Annotated in this window: 21 protein-coding genes and 1 other RNA gene; 21 read left to right on the top strand and 1 reads right to left on the bottom strand. The window is 47.1% G+C overall.

What is annotated here, in order from left to right:
- Window positions 1–8 precede the first annotated feature (8 nt).
- The 7 genes from VRK_RS11670 to VRK_RS11640 all read left to right on the top strand — a co-directional run bounded on the left by VRK_RS11670 (window position 9) and on the right by VRK_RS11640 (window position 8,217).
- Window positions 9–611: an amino acid synthesis family protein gene (locus tag VRK_RS11670; RefSeq protein ID WP_059121532.1), complete on the top strand. Its 603-nt coding sequence runs from the start codon at window positions 9–11 to the stop codon at window positions 609–611.
- 27 nt (window positions 612–638) lie between these two features.
- A complete protein-coding gene (locus tag VRK_RS11665) occupies window positions 639–1,481 on the top strand; it encodes an alpha/beta fold hydrolase (RefSeq protein ID WP_197413095.1) in 843 nt (280 codons plus the stop codon).
- Window positions 1,482–1,493: 12 nt separating this feature from the next.
- Window positions 1,494–3,107 (top strand): bifunctional 3-(3-hydroxy-phenyl)propionate/3-hydroxycinnamic acid hydroxylase, encoded by a 1,614-nt coding sequence (locus VRK_RS11660; RefSeq protein WP_059121531.1) that lies wholly within the window; start codon window positions 1,494–1,496, stop codon window positions 3,105–3,107.
- A gap of 34 nt (window positions 3,108–3,141) precedes the next feature.
- The gene (locus tag VRK_RS11655) at window positions 3,142–3,903 is read left to right on the top strand and encodes a 2-keto-4-pentenoate hydratase (RefSeq protein ID WP_059121530.1); all 762 of its coding nucleotides are present in this window, start codon (window positions 3,142–3,144) and stop codon (window positions 3,901–3,903) included.
- A 15-nt stretch (window positions 3,904–3,918) separates the two neighbouring features.
- A complete protein-coding gene (locus tag VRK_RS11650; RefSeq protein ID WP_059121529.1) occupies window positions 3,919–4,317 on the top strand; it encodes a carboxymuconolactone decarboxylase family protein in 399 nt (132 codons plus the stop codon).
- A gap of 51 nt (window positions 4,318–4,368) precedes the next feature.
- A complete protein-coding gene (locus VRK_RS11645; RefSeq protein ID WP_059121528.1) occupies window positions 4,369–5,799 on the top strand; it encodes an aldehyde dehydrogenase family protein in 1,431 nt (476 codons plus the stop codon).
- Window positions 5,800–6,111: 312 nt separating this feature from the next.
- Window positions 6,112–8,217: a methyl-accepting chemotaxis protein gene (locus VRK_RS11640; RefSeq protein WP_059121527.1), complete on the top strand. Its 2,106-nt coding sequence runs from the start codon at window positions 6,112–6,114 to the stop codon at window positions 8,215–8,217.
- 103 nt (window positions 8,218–8,320) lie between these two features.
- Here the strand turns inward: VRK_RS11640 and VRK_RS11635 are convergent, their stop codons facing one another.
- Window positions 8,321–9,220, bottom strand: a complete 900-nt coding sequence (locus VRK_RS11635; protein ID WP_059121526.1) for a LysR family transcriptional regulator — start codon at window positions 9,218–9,220, stop codon at window positions 8,321–8,323.
- Window positions 9,221–9,388: 168 nt separating this feature from the next.
- On the opposite strand from VRK_RS11635, the gene VRK_RS11630 reads away from it, so the two are divergent.
- From VRK_RS11630 to ftsA, 14 genes are all read left to right on the top strand, one after another.
- Window positions 9,389–10,759, top strand: coding sequence for an MATE family efflux transporter (locus tag VRK_RS11630; RefSeq protein ID WP_059121525.1), 1,371 nt, complete (start codon window positions 9,389–9,391; stop codon window positions 10,757–10,759).
- Between the two features lie 130 nt (window positions 10,760–10,889).
- Window positions 10,890–11,281, top strand: an RNA gene (gene rnpB, locus VRK_RS11625) — RNase P RNA component class A.
- A 229-nt stretch (window positions 11,282–11,510) separates the two neighbouring features.
- Complete coding sequence (rsmH, locus tag VRK_RS11620) at window positions 11,511–12,467, top strand: 16S rRNA (cytosine(1402)-N(4))-methyltransferase RsmH (RefSeq protein WP_059121524.1); 957 nt, start codon at window positions 11,511–11,513, stop codon at window positions 12,465–12,467.
- A complete protein-coding gene (gene ftsL, locus VRK_RS11615) occupies window positions 12,464–12,796 on the top strand; it encodes a cell division protein FtsL (RefSeq protein ID WP_059121523.1) in 333 nt (110 codons plus the stop codon). The genes rsmH and ftsL overlap by 4 nt, the downstream gene beginning before the upstream one ends.
- On the top strand, window positions 12,793–14,514 hold the full coding sequence (locus tag VRK_RS11610) for a penicillin-binding transpeptidase domain-containing protein (RefSeq protein WP_059121522.1): 1,722 nt from the start codon (window positions 12,793–12,795) through the stop codon (window positions 14,512–14,514). Before ftsL ends, VRK_RS11610 begins: the two co-directional genes overlap by 4 nt.
- Before the next feature lie 9 nt (window positions 14,515–14,523).
- Window positions 14,524–16,017: a UDP-N-acetylmuramoyl-L-alanyl-D-glutamate--2,6-diaminopimelate ligase gene (murE, locus tag VRK_RS11605; RefSeq protein WP_059121521.1), complete on the top strand. Its 1,494-nt coding sequence runs from the start codon at window positions 14,524–14,526 to the stop codon at window positions 16,015–16,017.
- Complete coding sequence (murF, locus tag VRK_RS11600) at window positions 16,014–17,375, top strand: UDP-N-acetylmuramoyl-tripeptide--D-alanyl-D-alanine ligase (RefSeq protein ID WP_059121520.1); 1,362 nt, start codon at window positions 16,014–16,016, stop codon at window positions 17,373–17,375. The genes murE and murF overlap by 4 nt, the downstream gene beginning before the upstream one ends.
- Complete coding sequence (gene mraY / locus VRK_RS11595) at window positions 17,372–18,454, top strand: phospho-N-acetylmuramoyl-pentapeptide-transferase (protein ID WP_059121519.1); 1,083 nt, start codon at window positions 17,372–17,374, stop codon at window positions 18,452–18,454. Before murF ends, mraY begins: the two co-directional genes overlap by 4 nt.
- A 121-nt stretch (window positions 18,455–18,575) precedes the next feature.
- Entirely contained in the window at window positions 18,576–19,895 is a 1,320-nt protein-coding gene (gene murD, locus VRK_RS11590; protein ID WP_059121518.1) for a UDP-N-acetylmuramoyl-L-alanine--D-glutamate ligase, read from the top strand.
- 43 nt (window positions 19,896–19,938) lie between these two features.
- The gene (gene ftsW, locus VRK_RS11585; RefSeq protein ID WP_059121517.1) at window positions 19,939–21,108 is read left to right on the top strand and encodes a cell division protein FtsW; all 1,170 of its coding nucleotides are present in this window, start codon (window positions 19,939–19,941) and stop codon (window positions 21,106–21,108) included.
- Window positions 21,095–22,159 carry an undecaprenyldiphospho-muramoylpentapeptide beta-N-acetylglucosaminyltransferase gene (gene murG, locus VRK_RS11580; protein ID WP_059121516.1) on the top strand — a complete coding sequence of 355 codons (1,065 nt, stop codon included), beginning with the start codon at window positions 21,095–21,097 and terminating at the stop codon, window positions 22,157–22,159. Before ftsW ends, murG begins: the two co-directional genes overlap by 14 nt.
- 11 nt (window positions 22,160–22,170) lie before the next feature.
- Window positions 22,171–23,634 carry a UDP-N-acetylmuramate--L-alanine ligase gene (gene murC, locus VRK_RS11575; RefSeq protein WP_059121515.1) on the top strand — a complete coding sequence of 488 codons (1,464 nt, stop codon included), beginning with the start codon at window positions 22,171–22,173 and terminating at the stop codon, window positions 23,632–23,634.
- Window positions 23,635–23,817: 183 nt separating this feature from the next.
- Complete coding sequence (locus VRK_RS11570) at window positions 23,818–24,612, top strand: cell division protein FtsQ/DivIB (protein WP_059121514.1); 795 nt, start codon at window positions 23,818–23,820, stop codon at window positions 24,610–24,612.
- Entirely contained in the window at window positions 24,593–25,855 is a 1,263-nt protein-coding gene (ftsA, locus tag VRK_RS11565) for a cell division protein FtsA (RefSeq protein WP_059121513.1), read from the top strand. The genes VRK_RS11570 and ftsA overlap by 20 nt, the downstream gene beginning before the upstream one ends.
- The last annotated feature ends 28 nt before the right edge of the window (window positions 25,856–25,883 follow it).

The following is a 25,883-nucleotide window of genomic DNA, read 5'->3' as shown; positions in this document are numbered from 1 at the left end:
TTCAAATCATGAAAGAAGCAAATTTTTGCTCATACCATATTCGTAAATGGTTCTACCATTACGAAGAAACACTGGCCAATGAGACAGGCCAATTGGCCGACGGTGAGCCCGTTAGAAAATACGTCATTGCAGCGGCAATTCATAATCCATTGGCGAATACCTACGCTGAAGACTTGTCCGTGTTGGTGGAAAACTCACCCGAGTTGGGGAAAGAGTTTGGTCGTCGTATTCAAGATATCGCCGGCGATAACGAGATCGTGAGCTACGGTAAAGCTGTCTTAGTCGGTGCTTTTGGTGAATACGAACATGGTAATGCGTTTTTGACCAATCCTGCGGCGGATCCGGTGCGTGTCGCTGTGGGTGGGGGTAAGTCTTGGGTCCCTTCTACCGGTAAAGTAGGTGCCCCCGGTGCCATTATTGATGTGCCGTTAGCCCACAAAGATGCCCTTTATGTACGCTCTCATTATGACTCGATTGCGGTGTCTTTTAATGATGCGCCTCGTAACGATGAGATTTTGATCATTTGGTCATTCGCGACTCGTGGTCGCTTGCATGCGCGTTTAGGTGGCTTAGCAGCGCAGGATGTCAAAGGAGAAGATGGCCTCGTTTAGCGGTCATTTTTGATGGAGGGATTCAGCATGACAATGTCCAGTAGTAGCCATTTTTTTACCAGTGACGGACTGAACCTGCATTACCTCAAATGGGGCAATGGCAAGATACCTGTGGTGATGCTGCATGGGTTACGCGGTTTTGCGCAAACCTGGCAAGACCTGGTTGATGCGCTGGGGGACGGGTTTACCTGTTTCGCCTTGGATCAACGGGGGCGCGGTGACAGCGACTGGGGGCCGGCCAAGGATTATCACGCACAAACTTACGTACAAGACTTAACTCGTTTTGTCGATCATCTGGGGCTACAGCGTTTTGTCTTGATTGGTCATTCATTAGGTGGTCAAAACGTGGTCGAGTTTGCGCGCTTATATCCGGAACGAGTGATGGCGATGGTGATCGAAGACATTGGTCCCGGTTCCTCCAAACAGGGTGAAGGCGCGGAACGCATTCGTCGGGAAATGAGTAATACACCGTTAAGTTTTGATTCTTGGCAAGCCGCGCAAGATTTTTGGGCAAGTTCGCGACCGAACTTAACCGAGCAAGCCTTGCAAGCACGTTTGACTCACTCATTCCGAGAAACAGACGGAAAAGTGACGTGGAAACACGATCAACAAGGCATTGCCGAAGCGCGCTTAACCATTGAACCGATTGATTTATGGCCTGCGTTTCGGGCGATTGCCTGTCCGACCCTCTTGATTAAAGGTGGTCATTCGGACTTTTTATCCAGTCAAACCGTGGCGGAGATTGTGGCATCGAGTGACTGGATTCAGGCGGTTCAAATCGATCATGCCAGTCACTATGTTCACGACGATCAACCGGAAAAATTTAATGAGGCGGTGGCGCGTTTCGTGCAAACGGTTCTTACAGATTAGAGGTCTTGAGGGATGAAAACACAAAAAGCAGATGTTGTGATTGTTGGCGGTGGGCCAAATGGCGTGACTTTAGCCAATTATATGGGGCTGTATAACATCAATACGGTTTTGCTTGAGGCCTCAGAAGAGATTCTGCCCTACCCGAGAGCGGTGGGGATGGATGATGAAGCTTTGCGTGTTTTACAAGGTGTTGGGTTAGCCGACACGGCCGTCAAAGATATGATCAGTAATGTACCGCTGCGCTATTACAATGCCCGTGGTGTGTGCTTTGCCGAAGTGAAACCGAAAGCTGCCCAGTATGGCTGGCCGATGCGTAATATGTTTATGCAGCAGTTATTGGAAGTAACTCTGCGGGATGGCTTGCAGCGTTTCGATTCGGTGGATTTACGCTTGGGGCATTCAATGACCGGCATCCAAGACGACAACGATAAAGTGGTGTTGAACGTCACTGACCCATCCGGTGAAGAATACTGTCTGGAAGCCGGTTATGTGATTGCTGCCGATGGGGGGCGTTCAGAGATTCGGAAGCAATTAAACGTTGGCTTTACGGGGCTGACTCACCCGGCAAAATGGGTGGTGGTTGATGCCGCCAACGACACACTGGATGCGCCTTTTACTGCTTTACATGGCGATCCGGTGAGACCTTTCGTATGTATCTATCTGCCTTATCAACATCGCCGCTGGGAATTCATGCTGTTTCCGCACGAGAAAGAAGAAGACATTTGCCAGGAAGCGGTGATTCGCGGCCTGATTCGTCGCCACATCGGCGACAAAGTGGATGATTTGGATATCGTGCGTATTCGTGCTTATACCCATAACTCTCGTGTGGCAGATACCTTTGTCAAAGGTCGGGTTTTATTGTGTGGTGATGCCGCACACATCACGCCCCCCTGGGCCGGTCAGGGGCTGAACTCGGGGATTCGCGATGTGGTCAATATCGGCTGGAAAGTCGCGGCGGTAGTGAAAGGGTTGGCTTCCCCCGGGATCTTGCAAACCTATGATGACGAACGTCGTGGTCACGCAACGGATCTGGTTGGCTTGGCAGACAACATGGGGGCGGTATTAGGCATGACCAATCCGATTATGGCCGGCATTCGTGACTGGATGTTCAAAGCAACCGACTCGGTTGATAGCCTGCGTGAGCACTTGGTGGAGTTCAAATTCAAACCCAAGGCTCACATTACCAAGGGGATTGTGTATCACGAAAGTGAGGAAATCTATGAAGACAGCTTGGTCGGAAAACTCTTTATTCAGCCAAATGTCGAAACGGCGGAAGGTAATAAAGAGAAGTTGGATACCGTATTAGGCGATTGGTTTTCCATTGTAGGTTATCGCGTGAATCCGACTGATTTTATGTCGGATGAAAATAAAGCGTTCTGGCATGAGATGCAGACCCAATATGTGCAAGTCAATCCCTCGCGCAGCGGGTTAAGTCATGACGAGCGTTTGACCGCATCTGGCTGTTGTTGCGTTGAGGATTTAGAGAACAGCTTGGCCGATTGGTTTAGTCAGGCACGGGATAAAATCGTGGTGATTCGCCCAGATCGTTTTGTCGCGGCCCTAACCTCACCAAGACGTCTCAACGAAGTGTTAGATGAGTTGCGCGGCAAACTCACTGCCAAATAGCGCATACAGTAAGAGCGAAGTAGGAGAGACTCCCTTGTTAGAAGAGAATGTTGCGAAGGCCTTGCTGGACGCGCGACGCGAATGTGTTGCTGTCCCTTTGATGGACTCGCTCTCACAGCAAGATATAACCTTTGGCTACCAAGTACAAAAAGCGCTGATTAACCTGAACCAACAAACGGGTAACGAGCTGATCGGCTGGAAAGTGGCGTTGTCCAGCCAGCCAGCCTTAGACCGTTTTTCCTTACGAGAGCCGATTTATGCACCTCTGTTTGCCAACAACATACTGTCTGGAGAATTGACGCCGGATCAAGTCATCGCCCCTAAAATCGAAGCGGAAATTCTCTTTGTGTTAGGAAAAAATCTATCTGGGAGCCATGTTTCTGACGACGAAATATTGTCTAGTATTGAATGGATGGCACCGGCGATTGAGGTTGCTGATTGTCGTTTCAAAGGCTGGAAGTTCGATATTAGCCATTTTGTGTCCGACAACGCCGCAGCAGGTTTTTATCAGGTGGGGACGATGGTTCCGTTTGATGCTCAGGTGCTTGAACAGTCAGGTTGTCCATGTTTGCTGGAAACGGACACGACCAGCGAAGTCGGCGCTGCCGTAAATGTTTTGGGTGGGCCGTTGGGGTCTGTCGTGAGCATGATCCGAGGCATCTTGACTATTTTTGGCGAAGTCAAAGCCGGGCAGCAGTTTCTGAGTGGCTCTCTGACCAAGCCTGTTGATATGGTTGCGGGACAGACCTACCGTCTTTATTTGCTCGATCAGACGGTCGTGCTTCAATACAAGTAACTTATAGGTAATGCTATGACGGATAAATTTGATAAAGGCCTTGCCACACGTAAGGCGGTTTTAGGCGCGGAATATGTTGATAACTCGATCAATCATGCTACTCACTTTACACGCCCGCTTCAGCAGTTGGTCACGGAATATTGCTGGGGCGATGTTTGGCAACGGGAAGGCTTAACAAAGCGAGAGCGTAGTCTGATTAATTTGGCGATGATCTCGGCCCTGAATCGCCCCCATGAGTTGGCCTTACATGTGCGAGGCGCGGTGAATAATGGTGTTACCGTTGCAGAGATTCGTGAAGTTTTATTGCAAGTGGCGATTTACTGCGGTGTACCGGCGTCGATTGATGCCTTTCGCACGGCAGGTACCGTATTAAAAGAAATGGGACTGGATTTAGATGCACCAGAGCTTGCCTGATAGGGTGACTTTCCTCCTTGTGATTAAACATATAAAAAAGAGATCAAGATCATGCTGAAATCCAGTTATCCATTTTATCTGGCGAGTGAAGCTGTTTATGCCAACACGGATTTGTCGGTTCACAATAAGTATTCTCATGAGGTTGCAACTAAGGTGGCGATGGCCAGTGCGGCTGATATTGATAAAGCCATTGCTGCCGCAGATGCGGCAAAAGATGCAATGAAAGCCATGCCGGCGTATCAACGCCAAGCCATCTTGCAGCATTGCATTACGCGCTTTAAAGAACGTTCTGAAGAGCTGGCTTATGCACTTTGTATTGAAGCGGGTAAACCGATTAAAGATTCGCGTGGCGAAGTGACGCGACTGATTGATACTTTTCAGATTGCGGCGGAAGAAGCCACGCGTATTTATGGCGAAGTGATGCCGATGGATATTTCTGCGCGTGCTGCGGATTATCAAGGGATGTGGAAGCGCGTTCCGATTGGTCCATGTTCATTTATTTCACCGTTCAATTTTCCATTGAATCTGGCCGCCCATAAAATTGCCCCAGCCATTGCGGCGGGTTGTCCTTTCGTGCTCAAGCCAGCCAGCTTAACGCCCGTGAGTGCACTGATTGTGGGCGAAATTCTAGCGGAAACCGACCTGCCAAAAGGCGCTTTTTCGATTCTTCCCTGTCATCGTGAAGGGGCGGATTTATTCACCACGGACGAGCGTTTGAAACTGCTCAGTTTTACCGGTTCTCCGGATGTGGGTTGGGCGTTGAAAGCCAAAGCCGGTAAGAAACCAGTCGTGCTGGAGTTGGGGGGCAACGCTGCTTGTATCGTTGATGAAGGCACAAACTTGGACGATGCGGTGCAACGTATTGTGTTTGGTGCTTATTATCAATCAGGACAAAGCTGCATCAGTGTTCAGCGCATTATCGTGCATGAAGCTATTTATGATGACGTTAAGCAGCGTCTCACTAAAGCCGTTAGTGCGTTGGTCTCTGGGGATCCATTGGATGAAAATACCTTTATCGGTCCGATGATCAGCGAAAAAGAAGCACTGCGTTTGCATACTTGGATCGAAGAAGCTGTCGCCGGCGGCGCGAAAGTTCTGGCAGGTGGTCAGCGCAACGGTGCGATGTTGGAGGCCACGCTGATGGAAAATGTTGACCCTTCTATGTCGGTATCTTGCCAAGAGGTATTCGGCCCGGTGGCAATTTTATCGTCGTTCAGTGATTTTGATACGGCATTGGCTGAGGTCAACGACTCGGTGTTTGGCTTACAAGCCGGCATCTTTACCAAAGACATTTATAAAGCCTATAAAGCGTGGGATGTACTTGACGTGGGCGGCGTAGTGATTGGCGATGTGCCTTCGTGGCGTGTGGATCATATGCCCTATGGTGGTGTAAAAGACAGTGGCTTGGGTCGTGAAGGAGTTCGCTTTGCCATCGAAGACATGACGGAAATGAAGCTGATGGTTCTGCGTAATATTCCGTGATGTTTATACCTTTATACTAAAAACAGCTTGAAAGACTGTCGAAATAGTCTTACCGATAGAAACGCAGTGGGTGGTATGAAGCGATCATCATTGATCGCTTTCTCCGCCAGTGAGTCGCTTTTCTCGGTAGAAATTGAAGTGTTCTATCACAAAAAATTTACAGAGTGATTTATATAAAAAGATACTAATCTGTGTAAGAACACATCCTGTTTTTCGACCTATGCTGTTTGGGATGCTACTTCAATCTGAGAGTATGTTTTCTTATTTACATGGAGGTTGGAAAGTATAATCAGTATGACCTGAGGTGTCTTAATGTCTAAATTCAGTATCAGAATAAAATTGGTGGTTATAACCGGCGTCTTCTTTGCTTGTCTTGTTGGCATACTTATTTATTTATCAGCTCACTCGATTCGTTCTTTGAGTGACTTTTCTGCCAATGAATTAAAAGTATATCAGGAAGATCAAGCGGGCCTTTTATTAGAGTCTGCGGCCAGTGAAGTACATGCCCAAGTATCGGATTACCTTGGAGATACTGCAGCGGTCGTTTCAAGCTTTTCTAAAGTCTTAACGGATACGGCAGTGGGCAATGGCGGTATCCCTCTTACTCGTCAAAAAGTAAAAGATATGACCTTATCTTTACTCAAAAGCTCACCGAATATGAATGCGCTGTATGCGCAATTTGAACCGAATGGTTACGATGGAAAAGACCAACAGTCGATGGGAACCGGGGATCATACATCTTCTGTGGGAACATTAGACACCTATTGGTTAACAGGTGATAACGGTGATTATATTTATAGTGCGGGACAGCCCGACCTTAAATATGTTCAGGATAAGGATGAAAATGGCGTTCGAGTATCCGAATGGTATTTATGTCCTATGGACACGAAAAAAGCGTGTCTGTCAGATCCTTATTTATTTGAACTGACAAGTGGTCAAAAAGTATTGATGACCACGTATTCGTCACCTGTGATGGCAGACGGAAAGTTTGTCGGCATGGTTGGTGCCGATATCAATTTGTCTGCAATTCAAAAAAAGCTGGATCAAATCAGCAGTAACTTATTTGGTGGCGACGGTAAGATCACCATTGTCAGTGAAAAAGGTTTGGTCGTGGGATCCAGTGAACTGCCTGATGCGATTGGTAAACACATTAACAAAATGGGACTAACCCTTGCGAATCAAAAATCAGGGCTGACCAAAGGCGCTAAACAATGGGTATACAGCGACAGCATGACTATCAATGCGGCACCTAATGTCTGGAAAATTTATGTCTCCGTTCCAACCTCTGTATTATTGGCACCCGTGACCAAAATGTCCGGTCAACTTGGTGATAAAACACAGCGTTCAATCACCTTGTTCGTGGGTTTGTCTGCGGTGCTTTTAGTGGTTGGGCTTATGCTGGTCTTTTGGGTTGTCAATACGGTGACATCACCGCTCCGAGATATTGCTTTACGCATGGAAAAACTGGCCTCGGAAGATGGCGATTTAACTCAGCGTTTAGAGACACAAAAACATTTAGAATTGATGTTATTGGCAAAAGGTTTTAATCAGTTCACGGGTAAGTTACAGGACATGATTATTCGCCTTATCCAACAGAGAGATGTGGTTGCCACGACGAATGATGAGTTTACCAAGGCGACAGCGATAGCACATCAGTCCACTGTAATGCAGGCGGAACAGATACATTCTGTGGTCTCCGCTGTCACAGAAATGTCAAGTTCGGCAACCGAAGTGGCAAATTTGGCGCGGCATAATGGTCAAGCCGCAACGGAAATAAGCCAGTACCTCACCGAGTCATTTGAGCTGGTTCAATCGAATCGACAGATGGTAGAAGGTCTTGCAGATCAGTTAAACAATGCCAGCAATCAAATTGCGCAAGTGTCCCAACGCAGTGATTCTATTTACAGTATTTTGGATACCATTCGAGCCATTGCAGAGCAAACGAATCTATTGGCATTAAATGCAGCAATTGAAGCCGCTCGGGCCGGAGATCAAGGCCGAGGTTTTGCTGTGGTGGCTGATGAAGTGCGCAATTTGGCGGCACGGACTCAGGAATCGACAGAAGAAGTCGATGGGCTGATCAAAGGCTTGCAACAGGATGTTCAATCGGCTGTGGCGTTGATTGTAAAGAGCCAGGAAAAAGCCCAGCAAACGGTTGCCTCTTCTGTTGAAAATGCCGATAAATTAGGCGTGGTGAACGAAAGAGTGGCAGGAATTTCGGATAATACGATCCAAGTGGCGTCTGCAGCAGAGCAGCAATCGAATGTGGCGGAGGACATTAATCGGCATTTGATTGGTATCAATGATTCGTCTGCGAAGCTCAAAGATATTGTCAGTGAGCTTGAAAGCAGTAATAGCAGTAGCTCTAAAGCCGTAGCTGAATTAACCGCTATTCTTTCTTTGCTAAAAGTGAAGTAATCGGCCATTCATGATGGCTTCCGTAAGCGTGGTATTTTTCATCAAAATGCCACGCTTTTTCATTGTAAGGGATTCATTGATAAGAGATTTATTTATCAGAGCATCATTGTGCCATCCTTTTATTCGAGGGGGTTGCCATTAATTGGCGCATTTGATCAATAATCCAGTCAGTTAGCTTAGAGCGAGGGCTTTGGATCAACGTGACAATGCCTACCTCAATAAAGCGATCCGATAACACGTCGCTTTTAGCGATTTTGATTTGTTGCGTAAACCACTGGGCGCTGGCAATGTGCTCAGGCACAATCGCCCATCCTTGATTCTGTGTTACCAACTCACAAATTAAATAATAACTGTCGATATCCCAATGATCCGGGCTGAAGGCGTGTTCCCTATTTTCCCCGGAGCGATTACATAAGACAAATTGTCGATACTGCTGTAATTGTGCCAGGCTTAGTATGCCTTCATTGGCCAGAGGGTGCTGTTTACCAACAATGAGCACCTTTTTTAAATAGCCAAGTGTGTGTAATTGTAATTTAGCGGGTAATTCATTGTTACTGATCATGAGGCCAATATCGGCATTATGATGGGCTATGGCAACCGCGATATCATCTCGGGAACCATTGGTGATGACCAAATGGGTGTTGGGAAAGGTATCGCTGAGTTGGGGAAAAATGGTATGGATGGTTTCTAAGGGAAGCGCCTCGTCTATGGCAATACGTAATGAAATCGGCTCCTGACCCGCGGCCGTTAAGGCCCTTGATTCTAGGCGTAAACATTGGTTCAGAACCGCTTGGGCTTCGGGCAGCATTTCTTTGCCTAATGGGGTTAGCTCCGGGAACTTAGAGCGGCGATCAAACAACTCAAAGCCTAGATCAAGTTCTAAATTGGCAATGGCATTGCTAATGCGAGATTGCGCCTTATTCAGCTTTCTTCCCGCAGCCGAAAACGATCCCAATTCAGCGGCCGTTACAAACGCGAGTAGTTGATCAAGGGTCCAGTTCATTCATGCCTCCAGTGCACTCACTTTCAGTTTACTTATATTCAATTTAAGTCTGTTTCCCAAGCTTGCTTGCTGAGTTTATCACCTATCCTATAAGCGGATAGTAACTAACTTTTTTATATCTTAATTTGTCATATTATTCTTCCACTTTTATGCAATGGGAGAGGTAAAATGCCAACCGTGACACCAACTCAGCTACCCCAATCGGTCGCACAGGCCTTTTGGCGTTTTGCGATTCCTTCTATCGTCGCCATGCTGGTGAGTGGTTTGTATCAGATCATCGATGGCTTCTTTGTCGGACGTTATGTCGGAAGTGAAGGATTGGCCGGAATCAATATGGCGATTCCATTATTGGGTCTGATCATGGGCTTTGGGCTTCTCATCGGAATGGGCGGTGGCAGTGTGTTGTCCCAATATCGTGGCGAGAAGAACCTCCCGGCAATCCAATCGACGTTGATGACGGCCTTGTTTTTAGTCGTAGGAATTGGCTTATTCGCCTCTCTGGTTTTTATTCCCTTGGGGAAAAGTGGCTTGCATCTGCAAGGGGCGACGGGCAACACGTTGATGATGAGTTGGCAGTATGTTGAAATCATGTCGTATGGGGCTTTGATTTCCATTGGTGCCAGCGCGATGCCGATGCTAGTGCGCAATGACGATAGCCCGAATATGGCTACCATCTTTATTGTAGTCGGGGCATTACTGAACATTGTCTTGGACTATATCTTTTTAGGGACGTTGGGCATGGGATTAAAAGGGGCGGCGGTGGCAACCTTGATCGCTCAGTTTGCGACATGCGTTTTGTGCCTACGGTATTTTATCTCGTCTAAAGCAAAAACCGTCTTATCGCTTAATCAGTTTGATGGCAGCATCGCCAAAAGGATCATGCAGCTTGGAGCGTCGAACTTGGTGATGTTTATCTACATGAGTTTTATCATCGCCCTGCACAATCGATTCTTTATGGCCTATGGGGATACGACCCAATTAGCGGCGTTTGCCATCGTCGGTTATTTAGCCAGTTGTTATTACTTTTTTGCTGAAGGTCTGGTCAGTGGCTTGCAACCGCCGGTGAGTTATTATTTGGGGGCGAAGCAGTATCAACGCATTATCCAAACCGTGAAGTTGGCGTTTTCTGTGACTGTCGGCTCCGGTATCGTCGTGGTGATTGTGCTGAACCTTTTCCCGGAATTTTTCACCCGCTTTTTTGCTAATGCTAATAGCCCTTTGATTGAGGCCACCAAAGTCGGTATTCGCTTGCATTTGATGGCGCTGTTTTTAGATGGCTTTTTATTTATGGCATCTATTTACTTTGTGGCGGTGGGGAAAAGTGGTCAAGCCTTGTTTGTCTCCGTCGGGAACATGGTAGTGCAACTACCATTCTTGTTTATCTTACCAAAGTTCTTTGGCATTGAGGGCGTGTGGTTGGCGGTGCCTTTATCGAACATCGTCTTCACCGCGATTGTCTTACCGATGTTACTGATGAACTTAAAAGGCTTGAGAAATTGGCAAACCACTTCGTCCAATCGGTGCTTGTCTCATCTCTAAATGTCAGCGAGAAGTGGGGACGAAATATCTGGATTGATGTGCTTGAATTGCTTTGGCCGCGGATGGAAAAACAACCAGTCGCTTTTTCACCGGTAGACAGCATTCCTCTTTATCTATACAATTCGCGCTCGGAGTTGACTGGGTAGTCGCTGCTTTATTGATGTCCCTTGGTTTTACCGGGGAGACTGATAAAGGGGAGGAAAGTCCGGGCTCCATAGAGCAGGGTGCCAGGTAACGCCTGGGGGGCGAAAGCCTACGACAAGTGCAGCAGAGAGAAGACCGCCGATGACCCTTGTGGTCAGGTAAGGGTGAAAGGGTGCGGTAAGAGCGCACCGTGCGACTGGCAACAGTTCGTAGCAAGGTAAACTCCACCCGGAGCAAGACCAAATAGGCTCTCATATGGCGTGGCTCGCGTCTGGGAGCGGGTAGGTTGCTTGAGCCAGTGAGCGATTGCTGGCCTAGAGGAATGGCTACTACCGTTGCAAAACGGAACAGAACCCGGCTTATAGGTTAACTCCGGCTATTCTTGACCCATCATGATATTCAGTCATGATGGGTTTTTTGCTTTATATTGACGTTATCTGTCCCAGATCGTTTAAACTTGGCGCAATATCACGTCTGGTATTCAGGAAGGTAGTAGCAGTGTTTCTGGCATTCTACTACCATATGTCCTGGGCAGGTTGAACGTATTCGAATCCTTGCGTTTATTGCATATGGGATGGGTTGCCTGCATAGGTTTACGAGAGAACACATGACGCAAACAGCATTTCAACATATTTCCGTCCTGTTGGATGAGTCGGTCCGCGGACTGGATATCAAACCGGACGGTATCTATATCGACGGCACATTTGGCCGGGGTGGGCATTCGCGCACGATTTTATCCAAACTTGGCCCCCACGGAAAACTTTATAGTATCGATCGTGACCCTCAGGCGATTGAAGCCGCCCGACAGATTGATGATCCCCGTTTTACGATCATTCATGGCCCTTTTTCCGCCATTGCTGACTATGCCGAAGAATATGGTTTGAGCGGTAAAGTGGATGGTGTTCTGTTTGATTTAGGCGTCTCTTCGCCTCAGTTGGATGATGCTGATCGCGGATTCAGCTTTTTAAAAGACGGTCCGCTCGATATGCGAATGGATCCGACATCCGGCATTCCGGTTTCTCAGTGGCTGAAGGATGCGGATTTAGATGATATTACTTGGGTCATTCGTGAGTTTGGTGAAGATCGTTATGCTCGCAGAATTGCCAAAGCGATTGTCAATTATCGTAACGATGACGAAAATGAGCCGTTATTACGGACCCGGCAATTGGCACAACTGATTGCCGATGTCGTGCCGAAAAATTATAAAGAGAAGAAACATCCGGCCACTCGTGCTTTTCAGGCGTTTCGAATTTATATCAACAGTGAACTGGATGAAATCGATCTGGCGTTAAAAGGGGCGCTGTCGATTCTTGCACCACAGGGTCGTTTATCCGTGATTAGCTTTCATTCGTTGGAAGACCGCATGGTGAAGCACTTTATGCGTAGAGAGAGCAAAGGGCCGGAGGTTCCTCAGGGGCTTCCTTTGACCGATGCTCAGATACAGGCATTGGGCAGTGCTCGTCTGAAAACGATTGGTAAGGCGATTAAACCTTCTGAACAAGAAGTCGCACAGAATACCCGCTCCAGAAGTTCGGTACTCCGGATTGCGGAAAAACTAGCATGACACAGACCAAAAACAGCCAATCCAGTCCGAATCTGGTTCGATTGATTTTGACCGATCTATTCACCGTGGGTCGGTTAGCGCTGTTTTTGCTTTTTATTATGTTCGCTACCGCGATGGGAATCGTATTTACCACACATCAAGCTCGAATGGCTATCACAGCGAGAGAACATGAGATGGTTGAACGAGAGCACTTAGATAGTGAATGGCGTAACCTGTTACTGGAAGAAACTGCGCTTTCAGATAACAGCCGAGTTCAGGATCTGGCTCAGAAAGATCTGAATATGATTCGTCCCGATGCAGACAAGGAAGTGGTAGTTCCTCTGAAATGAAAAAGATAGAGCCCTCTCCAAAAAAGCAGCCTTCTCAAAGCCATGTATTCATCCGCTGGCGCTTCTATATTATTTTATTCTTTGTTTTCTCCGCCTTTGGCATTCTGATTGGGCGTACCGCCTATATTCAGGTCATTGAGCCTGATAATTTGGTGTATCAGGGAGATTTGCGTTCAATCCGCGCAAAAACAATCCCATCAGCACGGGGGATCATATCTGACCGGAACGGAGAGCCGTTGGCTGTGAGCGTCCCTGTTGATGCCGTATGGGCCGACCCCGCCACTATTTTTAAATATCATGAATTGGATGATCGGAACCGATGGTACGCTTTAGCTGATGTACTGGGACTCGATCGGCAAGCCTTGATTGATAAAATTTCTGAAAATAAAAGTCGTCGTTTTATCTACTTGCAGCGTCAGGTGAATCCACCGATGGCAAAATACATCCGTGAGTTGAAGTTAAAAGGTGTCGGCCTGAAGTCGGAATCCCGGCGCTATTATCCATCCGGTGAAGTGAGTGCCCACTTGATTGGGGTCACCGGGATTGATGGTCACGGATTAGAAGGGGTCGAAAAAAGTTATGACAACTGGCTCAGTGGCGAAGCCGGCAAGCAGGTGATTCGGAAAGACCGCTATGGCCGGGTGGTTGAGAATATTGCCCTGGAAGCCAAGCAGGAAGGGAAACCGTTACAACTCACCATTGATCAAAGAATTCAGGCCATTGCTTATCGAGCGGTGAAACAAGCGAAGGCGGATCACCGGGCAACATCGGCATCAGCAATTATTGTGGATGTCAAAAGTGGTGCCATTCTGGCCATGGTCAACGCGCCATCATATAACCCGAATAATCGTTCGGATCTACAAACTTTTCGGATGAGAAACCGGGTGTTGACCGATGCAATGGAACCGGGCTCAACCATTAAACCGTTCACGGAGATTGCTGCGATTGAAAATGGCGTTGCCAATCAAGATACGGTGATTGATACCGAGAACGGCGTTTTCCGAATTGGTGGTAGTCGTGTTCGGGATGTGTCGCGGGTCGGAAAAGCCAACTTACAAAAAATTCTCCAGAAATCGAGCAATATTGGGGTCGCAAAACTGGCTTTACGGATGCCGATTCAGGCGTTACTGGGATTATATGGCTCAGTCGGACTCGGGGAATTATCCGGATTGAATATCGTGGGGGAATCGACGGGGATTTTTCCAAACCGGACGCGGTGGTCCAAATTTGAGATTGCGACCTTAGCATTCGGTTATGGCATCTCTGTCACACCGATTCAACTGGCTCACGCTTATGCCACGCTGGGGAATTATGGCGTTTATCAACCGTTACATATTATTGAAAACAACCAGCAGAACCTGTCCAAAAAAGTGATTGACCATGATGTCGCAAAGTTAGTGCTGGGATATATGGAAACGGTGACTCAGCCCGGAGGAACGGCAACTAAGGCTGCGATTCCCGGATATCGGATTGCAGCAAAGACGGGTACATCACGGAAAGCAACAAAAGGGGGGTATAGTGATGAATATGTCAATATTACTGCTGGAATTGCACCGGTCAGTGATCCCCGTTTAGCTTTAGTGGTGGTTGTCAATGAGCCTCAGGGAGACGAATATTACGGCGGCTCGGTTGCCGCACCTGTTTTTGCAGAAATAATGAAAGGGGCACTCCAGATTATGAATATTGCTCCCGATGATAATCAGCCCCGGAGTAAATAAGGAATATGTATGTGTGAAAGTATATCGATTGCGGAATTGATTTCTCCCTGGCTTCAATTAGAAGCAACCACATATGCTGATATCCCGATTCGCCGGTTGGTACTCGATAGTCGGCAGGTTCATCCCGGAGATACTTTTGTTGCCGTCATCGGCCATCAAATTGATGGGCGGGGGTTTATTGATGCGGCTGTCACTGCAGGAGCCAACCTGATTATTGCCCAGTCTGATTCACACAAACAACACGGCACCATCGAATCTCACGCTTCAGTGCCGATCATCTATTTGGATGAACTGAATGCTCATCTCTCCGAATTGGCCGGTCGGTTGTATCATCATCCGAGTCAACATCACCCGTTGGTGGGGATCACCGGAACGAATGGCAAAACAACGATTTCTCAATTGATTGCCCAGTGGTTAAATGTATTGGGAAATCAGTGTGCCGTGATGGGCACGACAGGGAATGGTTTTCTTGAACAGTTACAGCCAGTCGGCAATACAACCGGTAGCGCGATTGACATTCAGGCAACATTATCCGCTTTGGTGAATCAAGGGGCGAACTATACTGCGATGGAAGTGTCATCCCACGGTCTGGTTCAAGGGCGAGTCAAAGCATTGCACTTTGATGTGGGCGTGTTCTCGAACTTGAGTCGCGATCACCTTGATTATCATGGTGATATGGAGACTTATGCGCAAGCGAAGCAGTTACTATTTTGTACGCATCACTGCCAACGCGCAGTGATAAACGTCGATGACCCGGTTGGTCGTTCATGGTGTGATGAGCTGGATGGAGCGATCGGGGTCTCTTTGTCTAGACGTCCACAAACCCGGCTTGGCGTTTGGGCAACGGATATCCGCTACAGTGAAGATGGTATTCACCTCTCGTTTGATGGTTCATGGGGAAGCGGCAGTTTTTCGGTGCCTTTAATCGGAGCATTCAACGCCAGTAACGTGTTACTGGCCTTTACGACCATGCTGGCTCTTGGATTTGATAAAGATGATTTAGTCGTAACTGCCGGGCATTTATCTCCTGTTGTGGGTCGTATGGAGTTATTCCAAACGGCGGGACGAGCAAAAATAGTCGTTGATTATGCACATACCCCTGATGCGCTGGAAAAAGCACTGTCTGCACTGAGAGTTCATTGTCATGGCAAGCTATGGGCTATCTTTGGTTGTGGTGGTGATCGGGATCGGGGCAAGCGTCCGCTGATGGCTGCAATTGCAGAGCGGTTGGCTGATCATGTTGTACTGACCGATGACAATCCACGCAGTGAAGCGGCGCAGCTGATTATTGAGGATATGTTGCAAGGCTTACAGTCTCCGGCGGATGTATATATTGAGCATCAACGACAAAAAGCGGCTGAATATGCACTCGCTCATGCCGATGAGAATGATATTATCTTGCTGGCAGGAAAAGGGCATGAAGATTATCAGGTGACGGCCGAAGGGGTTCATCACTATTCTGATCGAGAGACGGCAATAAGACTGTTGGAGTTAACGGCATGATTCAGGTTTCACTATCACAATTGGTAAATGTTCTTGAAGCAGAACTGATTGGCGAAGATCTTGATATTCAGGCAATTTCAACGGATACCCGTCATATCGACAAGGGAGCGTTGTTTATTGCCTTGGCCGGTGAACGGTTTGATGCGCATGATTTTGCGGATCACGCGATCGAGCAAGGTGCGCAGGCGTTACTGGTGAATCGGGCGTTGAAAGTCAATGTCCCTCAGATTGTGGTGCGCGATACTCGCCAAGCTTTAGGGAAAGTTGCTGCGTGGGTTCATCAGCAGTGCCGGACGAAAACCGTCGCAATCACGGGAAGTTGCGGTAAGACGACCGTGAAAGAAATGGTTGCGGAGATTTTATCCCAAAAAGGTCGAGTGCTTTATACACAAGGGAATTTCAATAATGAAATTGGTGTACCTTTAACCTTACTCCGATCTTGCCCTGAAGATGATTTTGCTATTATTGAGCTGGGCGCGAATCATGTCGGTGAAATCGCTTATACGACTCGATTAGTCAGACCGGATGCGGCATTGGTCAATAATGTTGCCGCTTCTCACTTAGAAGGCTTTGGGTCTTTGGAAGGCGTCAAGGTTGCCAAAGGCGAAATCTTTGAAGGACTGAATCCCGGAGCGACAGCGGTCATTAACCTTGATAGTCAGGGGAATGCTGTGTGGGAAAAAATCCTCGCTGATAAGCGCGTGGTGACTTTTTCACGACAACATGCGTCTGCTGATTTTTATGCGCAGTCAGTTCATCTGGATGCGTCTGCGCGACCAAGCTTTACACTGATGTCACCTCAAGGTCAGCGAAATGTTCAATTGAATATTATCGGTGAACATAATATTGCCAATGCCTTGGCTGCGGCTGCATTGGCAACGGCTGTCGGCGCAACGTTAGATGAAATAAAAACTGGATTAGAAAAGGCGAAAAATGTGCAGGGGCGCGTGGATGTGTCGATGCTGACGCCCCAAATTCGTCTGATTGATGATAGCTATAATGCCAGTGTACCGGCTGTAAAATCAGCCATTGATCTGCTGGCAACATTCTCTGCGGTGCGATGGCTTATTTTAGGGAATATGGCTGAGCTTGGTGATGAAAGTCTTGCACTTCATCGTCAAGTCGGTGAACATGCAGCACCCTGTGGGTTTGATTATGTGCTGACATATGGCGAAGATGCCAAAGTTATCAGTGAGGTGTGTCAAGGCGTTCATTTCTCTTCACACCAACACATGATGGAGTATATCGAGCGGCAACTCGATAATAATCAAAATCAAGAGCATGTTTTACTCGTTAAAGGCGCGCATAGTGCCGGTATGGGTAAGATAGTTGCTGCTCTCAAGGAGAAATACGCATGATTATTTGGCTTGCAGAATTATTACAGCCATATTTTTCTTTCTTTCGTCTGTTTGAATATCTGTCATTCAGAGCCATTCTCAGTATTTTGACCGCATTGGCACTTTCCCTCTGGATGGGACCTCGACTCATTAAACAACTTCAATTGCTACAAATCGGGCAAGTTGTTCGTAATGACGGACCTGAGTCTCACTTCAGCAAGCGCGGGACACCGACCATGGGCGGGGTGATGATTCTCGCGTCGATCTTTATTACGGTGTTATTGTGGACGGATTTGTCCAACCCTTACGTCTGGGCTGTGATGGTGGTGCTGCTCGGTTATGGGGCTGTTGGCTTTGTTGATGATTATCGTAAAGTTGTGCACAAAAATACGGATGGCCTCATCGCGCGATGGAAGTATTTTTGGCAGTCTCTGATTGCTTTATGTGTCGCATTTGCTTTGTATATTCATGGCAAAGATACCAGCGCGACGGAACTTGTGGTGCCTTTCTTTAAAGATGTCATGCCACAATTGGGGATGTTTTACATCGTTCTGACTTACTTCGTCATTGTCGGAACCAGTAACGCGGTCAATCTGACCGATGGACTGGATGGACTGGCGATTATGCCGACCGTTTTAGTCGCTGCCGGTTTTGGGGTTATTTCCTGGGCTACGGGAAATGTGAATTTTGCCAATTATCTCCATATTCCTTATATCGCTTATGCTTCCGAACTTTCCGTCGTCTGCACCGCTATCGTCGGCGCCGGGCTTGGGTTTCTATGGTTCAATACTTATCCTGCACAGGTCTTTATGGGAGATGTTGGATCACTCGCTTTAGGGGGGGCTCTGGGAACTATTGCTGTGCTTGTTCGACAAGAATTTGTTCTGGTGATCATGGGCGGGGTATTTGTGATGGAAACGCTCTCGGTGATTCTACAGGTCGGGTCTTATAAATTACGTGGACAACGTATTTTCAGAATGGCACCCATCCATCATCACTATGAGTTGAAAGGGTGGCCCGAGCCTCGTGTAATCGTGCGTTTCTGGATTATTTCAATTGTGCTGGTTCTGATTGGCTTGGCAACACTGAAAGTCCGTTGATGCTTTGTTCCATCCTGTTGCTGTGCTTTGAATGGTGCTGGATTATGGTGGTTTTGGGGTTACGATGTTATCTATCTTTGTGTGATAGTTGAAGCATCGACTTGGAATGGCGTGGTAAAAGATGAATGATTGGCAAGATGTAAAGAATATCGTTGTCGTTGGGTTGGGGATCACGGGCCTTTCGGTCGTGAAATATCTTGGTAGATATCATCCGAATATTGCTGTCAAAGTTATCGATACCCGAGACAATCCACCGGGATTGAGTGAGTTACCGACGGGGATTGAATGTCATCAAGGCGGCTGGTGCAGTGAATGGTTAGCGGCCGCTGATTTAGTCGTCATTAATCCCGGCATCGCGTTAGCGACGCCAGAAGTTCAACATGTCATCCAGACTGGCACTCCCGTTGTCGGTGATATTGAGTTATTTGCCTGGCATATCGACAAACCTGTCATCGCTATTACCGGCTCCAATGGCAAGAGTACCGTCACTGATTTAACCGGAAAAATGGCCGCTGCGGCCGGTCTTCGGGTGGCTGTAGGTGGTAATATCGGTGTTCCGGCACTGGATTTGATTGATGAGTCTGTTGATTTGTATGTTCTGGAGTTGTCTAGTTTTCAACTAGAGACAACGAATGATCTAAAACTGAAAGCTGCGGCGTTTTTGAATTTGTCTGAAGACCATATGGATCGCTATCGGGACATTGATGGATATCGTCAAGCAAAACTGCGTATTTTTACTCATACCGAAGCTGCTATCGTCAATCGCGATGACCCAGAGACATATCCTGAGGCTTTCTCCGGTGAGGTTGTTACTTTTTCTATTTCGCAAGCGGCCGATTTTTCTCTTCAATCTATTGATGATTGTGAATATCTGATAGCGAACGGACGTCCGGTGATCGCCTGTGAGCAACTCAAGTTAGTCGGACGACATAACTTAGCTAATGTTTTAACTGTATTGGCACTGTTGCAACACTCAGGGATTTGCTATGAAAAAGGGCTTGATGTCCTCAAATCTTACACTGGATTGACACATCGGTGCCAAGTTGTTGAAGATAATCGTGGGATTCAGTGGGTCAATGATTCTAAGGCAACGAATGTTGCCAGTACACTGGCAGCGTTATCGGGTTTGGCTTTAAAAGGGACGTTGTATTTGTTAGTCGGTGGTGTCGGTAAAGGAGCAGATTTTTCACCGTTGGCTCCGGTTCTGAATTCACTGAATGTGCGGCTCTGTTGTTTTGGGCGTGATGGTCAGCAGTTTATGCAGTTGCACCCGGCAGCAAAACTGTACGATACGATGGCTGATGTGATTGCCGATATTGCACCTCAGTTGTTACCAGGAGATATCGTGATGCTTTCACCTGCCTGCGCCAGCTTTGATCAGTTTAAGAATTTTATGGCAAGAGGCGATGCTTTTGCCGACTTAGCGCACCAATACGCATAATGTAGGGTTATTTGTGTCACTCGTATCGAAAGCAACCGCCAGAATGATCCGATGGCTGAAGACCCCGAGTCCTCAGGTATTGTTTGATCGGCAATTGGTATGGATTGCACTGGGACTGGTGTTAATCGGTTTGGTGATGGTGACTTCGGCATCATTTCCCGTGAGCTCGCGGCTGACCGATCAACCGTTCCATTTTATGTTTCGGCAGGCGACTTTTTTAGCGTTGGCATTAGTTGTGTCTGCTGTGGTTTTGCAAGTCCCCTTACATCGTTGGTTCCAGTACAGTTCATTGCTATTAGCGATCTCATTTGTGCTGTTGGTGATAGTACTGATTACCGGGAAGTCGGTGAATGGTGCCTCTCGTTGGATTCCTTTGGGGCTGTTTAACTTACAGCCTGCAGAGGTTGCAAAACTGACGTTATTTATTTTTATGTCTGGCTATTTGGTCAGAAAACATGATGAAGTCAGGCAAACCTTTTTTGGCGGGTTCATGAAACCGATTATGGTGTTTTCATGTCTGGCTATTTTACTGCTACTGCAGCCTGACTTGGGAACCGTTATCGTGATGTTGGTAACTTTATTCGGCATGCTGTTTATTGCCGGAGCAAAGTTGTCACAGTTTATTGCGTTGATGGTCGCCGGAGTGCTTTCAGTGATTGGACTGATCATTGCTGAACCGTATCGGATTCGCCGGGTGACATCGTTTCTCGACCCCTGGGAAGACCCTTTCGGCAGTGGTTATCAATTGACACAATCACTGATGGCTTTCGGGCGTGGTGGTTGGTTTGGTCAGGGACTCGGAAATTCGATTCAAAAGCTGGAGTATTTACCTGAGGCGCATACCGATTTTGTCTTTGCCGTCTTAGCCGAGGAACTTGGATTCGTCGGGGTTGTTCTGGTCTTACTGTTACTGATGTGGCTAGTGATGAAGGCGGTATTCATTGGTAAAAAGGCATTTGAACATGAACAACAGTTTGGCGGATATCTTGCTTTCGGTATTGGTATTTGGTTTGCCTTTCAGACATTGGTCAATGTTGGTGCCGCTGCCGGGATTGTTCCGACCAAGGGGTTAACGCTGCCACTGATTAGTTATGGTGGTTCGAGCTTAATTGTAATGTCTGTCGCAGTTTCAATCTTATTGAGAATTGATTTTGAATGCCGGCTCGCGGATATGGAAAAAGAAGTTGTAAAGAACGCAGATGATCAAGAATAAACGTTTAATGGTAATGGCGGGTGGTACAGGCGGACACGTTTTCCCCGGGCTTGCCGTTGCCAAAGCATTACAAGCTCAAGGATGGGAAATCCGTTGGTTGGGAACAGCCGACAGAATGGAAGCTGAATTGGTTCCTAAGCACCGGATTGACATTGATTTTATCCAAGTCAAAGGATTGCGGGGACAGGGAATTTTGCGTTTATTAAAAGCGCCGTTTCAAATTATCAATGCAATTTTTCAGGCCAGAACTTATATCAAACAGTGGCAACCGGATGTGGTGTTAGGCATGGGCGGCTATGTCAGCGGTCCCGGAGGCGTTGCTGCATGGCTGTTGGGGATCCCCGTTGTATTGCATGAACAAAATGCGGTTGCCGGTTTAACCAATCGTTGGCTTGCTCGCATTGCCCGACGTGTTTTTCAGGCCTTTCCCGGAGCATTCCCGGATGCAGATGTTGTCGGTAATCCGGTGCGGGCTGACGTTGCCCGACTGGCGGAACCGATGCAGAGAATGAACGGTCGCAATGGTCCCGTTCGTATCTTGGTGATGGGCGGGAGTCAAGGCGCTCGTATTTTGAACCAAACCATGCCTGAAGCGATGGCATTATTACCGCATGACACATTTGAAATTCGTCATCAGGCCGGTAAGGGAAATCAATCGTCCGTTGAGGAACAATATCGCCAGCAACAGATCGAGTCTGTTCATGTCACAGAGTTTATCGATGATGTGGCAGAAGCTTATGCATGGGCTGATTTGCTGATCTGTCGATCCGGGGCGCTAACCGTTTCCGAAATAGCCGCTGTCGGTGTGGGGGCCATTTTTGTTCCTTTCATGCATAAAGATCGTCAACAAGCTCTGAATGCCGATCATTTGGTTGCCGCAGGGGCTGCGCTCATGATCGAGCAACCCCGACTCAGCGCGCAGATAATGGCTGATGCCATTGCTCAACTTGACCGAAGTCGATTACTCGATATGGCCGTCAAGGCCAGAGAAGTCGCGCAGCCTGATGCCGATAAGATCGTTGCGAATGCGATCATCTCTTTAACTGAATAATGGAAAGTTTCATGACCATGACATATACGCCCGATCTATCCCAGCTAAGAACAATCGTTCCTGAAATGCGTCGGGTTAAATGCATTCACTTTGTCGGGATTGGCGGTGCCGGAATGAGTGGTATTGCTGAAGTTCTATTGAATGAAGGCTATCAGATCACCGGATCTGATATCGCGGCAAATGCGATCACCGATAATTTAAAAGTGAAAGGTGCGACCATTCATATTGGGCATCAGGCGGCAAATGTTGCACAAGCGAGTGTTGTTGTTGTTTCCACTGCAATTGATATGAACAACCCTGAACTTGTTGAAGCCAGAGAGAGACGGGTGCCGATTGTGCGTCGGGCAGAAATGTTGGCTGAACTGATGCGGTTCCGTCATGGGATTGCTGTCGCGGGGACACATGGAAAAACGACGACGACTGCTTTAGTCACACAAATCTATTCCGAAGCCGGGCTAGATCCGACGTTTGTCAATGGCGGATTAGTCAAAAGTGCAGGGACCAATGCAAGGTTGGGGAGTAGTCGTATTTTAATCGCGGAAGCCGATGAAAGTGATGCCTCTTTCTTACACCTGCAGCCGATGGTCAGTATTGTGACCAATATCGAAGCAGATCATATGGATACCTATCAAGGAGATTTTGAAACTCTGAAACGGACGTTTATCGAGTTTTTACATAATTTGCCTTTTTATGGACAGGCGATCCTCTGCATTGATGATCCTGTGGTCCGAGAACTTATTCCTCAATTGAGTCGCCATGTGGTCACATATGGCTTCTCATCGGATGCCGATGTCCGTATCGAAAATTATCAGCAGTACGGCCAACAAGGCCAATTTACCGTGGTTCGTAAAGAGCGCCCTGATTTATCGATTACTTTAAATATTCCCGGCCGACATAATGCGATGAATGCAGCCGCTGCGATTGCTGTCGCGACTGAGGATGACATTAGTGATGAAGCGATTTTGAAAGCGATGAAAAATACTCAGGGAACCGGTCGCCGCTTTGATCACTTAGGTGTATTTGATTCCGGACGAGGAGAGGTCATGCTGGTTGATGACTATGGTCATCATCCGACAGAAGTTGATGTGACGATTCAGGCAGCCAGAAGTGGTTGGGCAGAAAAACGTTTAGTGATGATTTTTCAACCGCATCGTTATAGTCGCACTCGAGACTTGTACGATGATTTTGCCAATGTACTTGAGCAGGTTGATGTGTTGATTATGCTGGATGTTTATCCGGCAGGAGAAAAACCGATTGCCGGAGCTGATGGGCGTTCATTATGCCGGACGATTCGAAGCCGTGGCAAAATAGACCCAATTTTTGTTCCGGATACTCAGATATTACCGAGTGTTCTCGCCAATGTATTACAAGATGGTGACTTAGTGTTGACGCAAGGCGCTGGCGATATTGGCAAAGTAGCGAGACAATTAGCATCATTGCAGTTGAATATCGAAAAGATGCAACAAGTAGGATAAAAAACTAGTATTTATCTGTTGCAAAGATGGGGAAGTTGGCATCAGAGCTAAATTTCTGTTTTTCTTTATTTGATACTTTTAGTGAGCTCAGTATAATCCGAAAGTTATAGTGAATGTTTTTGCCGCAATTGTAATTCGAAAGCAGGATGTACAAAGTCAATTGATGGCTGACGGTGAATTTGAATGAAGCAAATATTAATGAGAAGCCATCAGCTGTCACTATCACCATGGCTCAGAGAACGAGTCTGGGGTGGAATTTTTCTGTTCTCAGTGACTTTCTTCATCGGATTGTTACTTTATTCTGCGTTAAGTTGGATGTGGGATGAAGACCGATTACCGTTGTCCCGAATTATTTTGCAGGGACACTTGAAGTATGTCACGGCACATGATGTCCAGCAGGCGTTTGCCACGTTGGATCACGTTGGAACATTTATGTCTCAGGATGTGGATCAGTTACAACGTAGTGTTCAAATGATCCCATGGGTTGAACATGCGTCGATTCGTAAGCAATGGCCTGATACGATTAAAGTGTTTCTGACTGAACATCAAGTTCAGGCAATATGGAACGGCCAGTCTCTTTTAGACGAACATGGTGTTGTGTTTTATGGCGATTTAGGGCTTGTGCAAGGGGAACATGTCAAATTATATGGTCCGGAAAATTCGTCGGTTGAAGTACTTGATATGTGGCGAAAATATAATCCTGAGTTTCAAAAGTTAGGATTGAATATTTCCTCTCTATTGCTGAATGAACGCAGAGCCTGGCAGATAATACTGGATAACGGTATTCGCCTTGAACTGGGGAAAGAATCCATCAAGGAGCGAATCATGAGGTTCGTTGCACTTTATCGTTATTTTGGTCAAAAAGCTGAAAAAATAAGCTATATTGACCTCAGATATGATACCGGAGCTGCTGTCGGGTGGTTTTCGGAACAAGAGTTAGAGCAAGAGAATACAACGGATGACAAAAATGACCGATGACAACATAATTGTAGGTCTCGATGTTGGCACGGCAACTGTTTCTGCTTTAGTCGGAGAAATATTGCCTGATGGGCAGATTAATATCATCGGTGCAGGAACAAGCCCATCCAGAGGAATGGATAAGGGTGGTGTCAATGATTTGGAATCGGTTGTAAAGTCTGTTCAGCGAGCGATCGATCAAGCTGAACTGATGGCTGAGTGTCAAATTCGCAATGTTTTTTTATCAATCTCTGGTAAACATATTGCGAGTCGGATTGAAAAGGGAATGGGGACAATTTCTGAGGAAGAAGTTTCTCAGGAAGATATGGATCGAGCCATTCATACAGCGAAATCAATTAAGATTGGCGATGAGCAGCGAATCCTGCATGTTATTCCCCAAGAATTTACAATTGATTACCAAGAAGGCATTAAAAATCCGCTTGGTTTATCAGGTGTGCGCATGGAAGTCAGTGTACACCTTATTTCCTGTCATAATGATATGGCTAGAAATATCATTAAGGCTGTGGAGCGTTGCGGGTTAAAAGTTGAACAACTGGTCTATTCAGGACTTGCTGCCAGCAACGCTGTGATCACTGAAGATGAACGAGAACTCGGTGTCTGTGTGGTCGATATCGGTGCCGGAACGATGGATATTGCAATTTGGACTGGCGGTGCACTGCGTCATACGGAAGTTTTTTCGTATGCCGGCAATGCTGTGACTAGTGATATTGCATTTGCATTCGGGACGCCAGTCAGCGATGCTGAAGAGATAAAAGTAAAATATGGATGTGCATTGAGTGAGTTAGTCAGTAAAGATGACACGGTCAATGTACCCAGTGTCGGGGGACGTCCTTCCCGTAGTTTGCAGCGTCAAACCTTGTCGGAAGTGATAGAGCCTCGCTACACTGAATTAATGGGACTGGTTCACCAGACTATCGATACTGTGCAGGAAAAGTTACGATCCGAAGGGATCAAACATCATTTAGCTGCGGGGATCGTCCTGACGGGTGGTGCTGCTCAGATTGAAGGACTGGTTGAATGTGCGGAACGTGTTTTCCGCAATCAGGTTCGTGTTGGAAAACCACTCGAAGTGAGTGGACTCACGGACTACGTAAAAGAGCCGTATCATTCTACGGCGGTTGGTTTACTCCATTATGCAAGGGATAGTCAAATTAGCGACGAGACAGAATATAGCGAACCTAAACGCCAATCGATGTCCGGACTATTTGGTCGTTTGCGTAATTGGATACAGAAAGAGTTTTAACCTGAGTTGCAGGAAAAACGGAGATAAC

Source organism: Vibrio sp. MEBiC08052, from assembly GCF_001506075.1.
Taxonomy (GTDB): Bacteria; Pseudomonadota; Gammaproteobacteria; order Enterobacterales; family Vibrionaceae; genus Vibrio.
The sequence above is the reverse complement of the archived record's forward strand: the minus strand, read 5'-3'. Positions and strand labels throughout refer to the sequence as shown.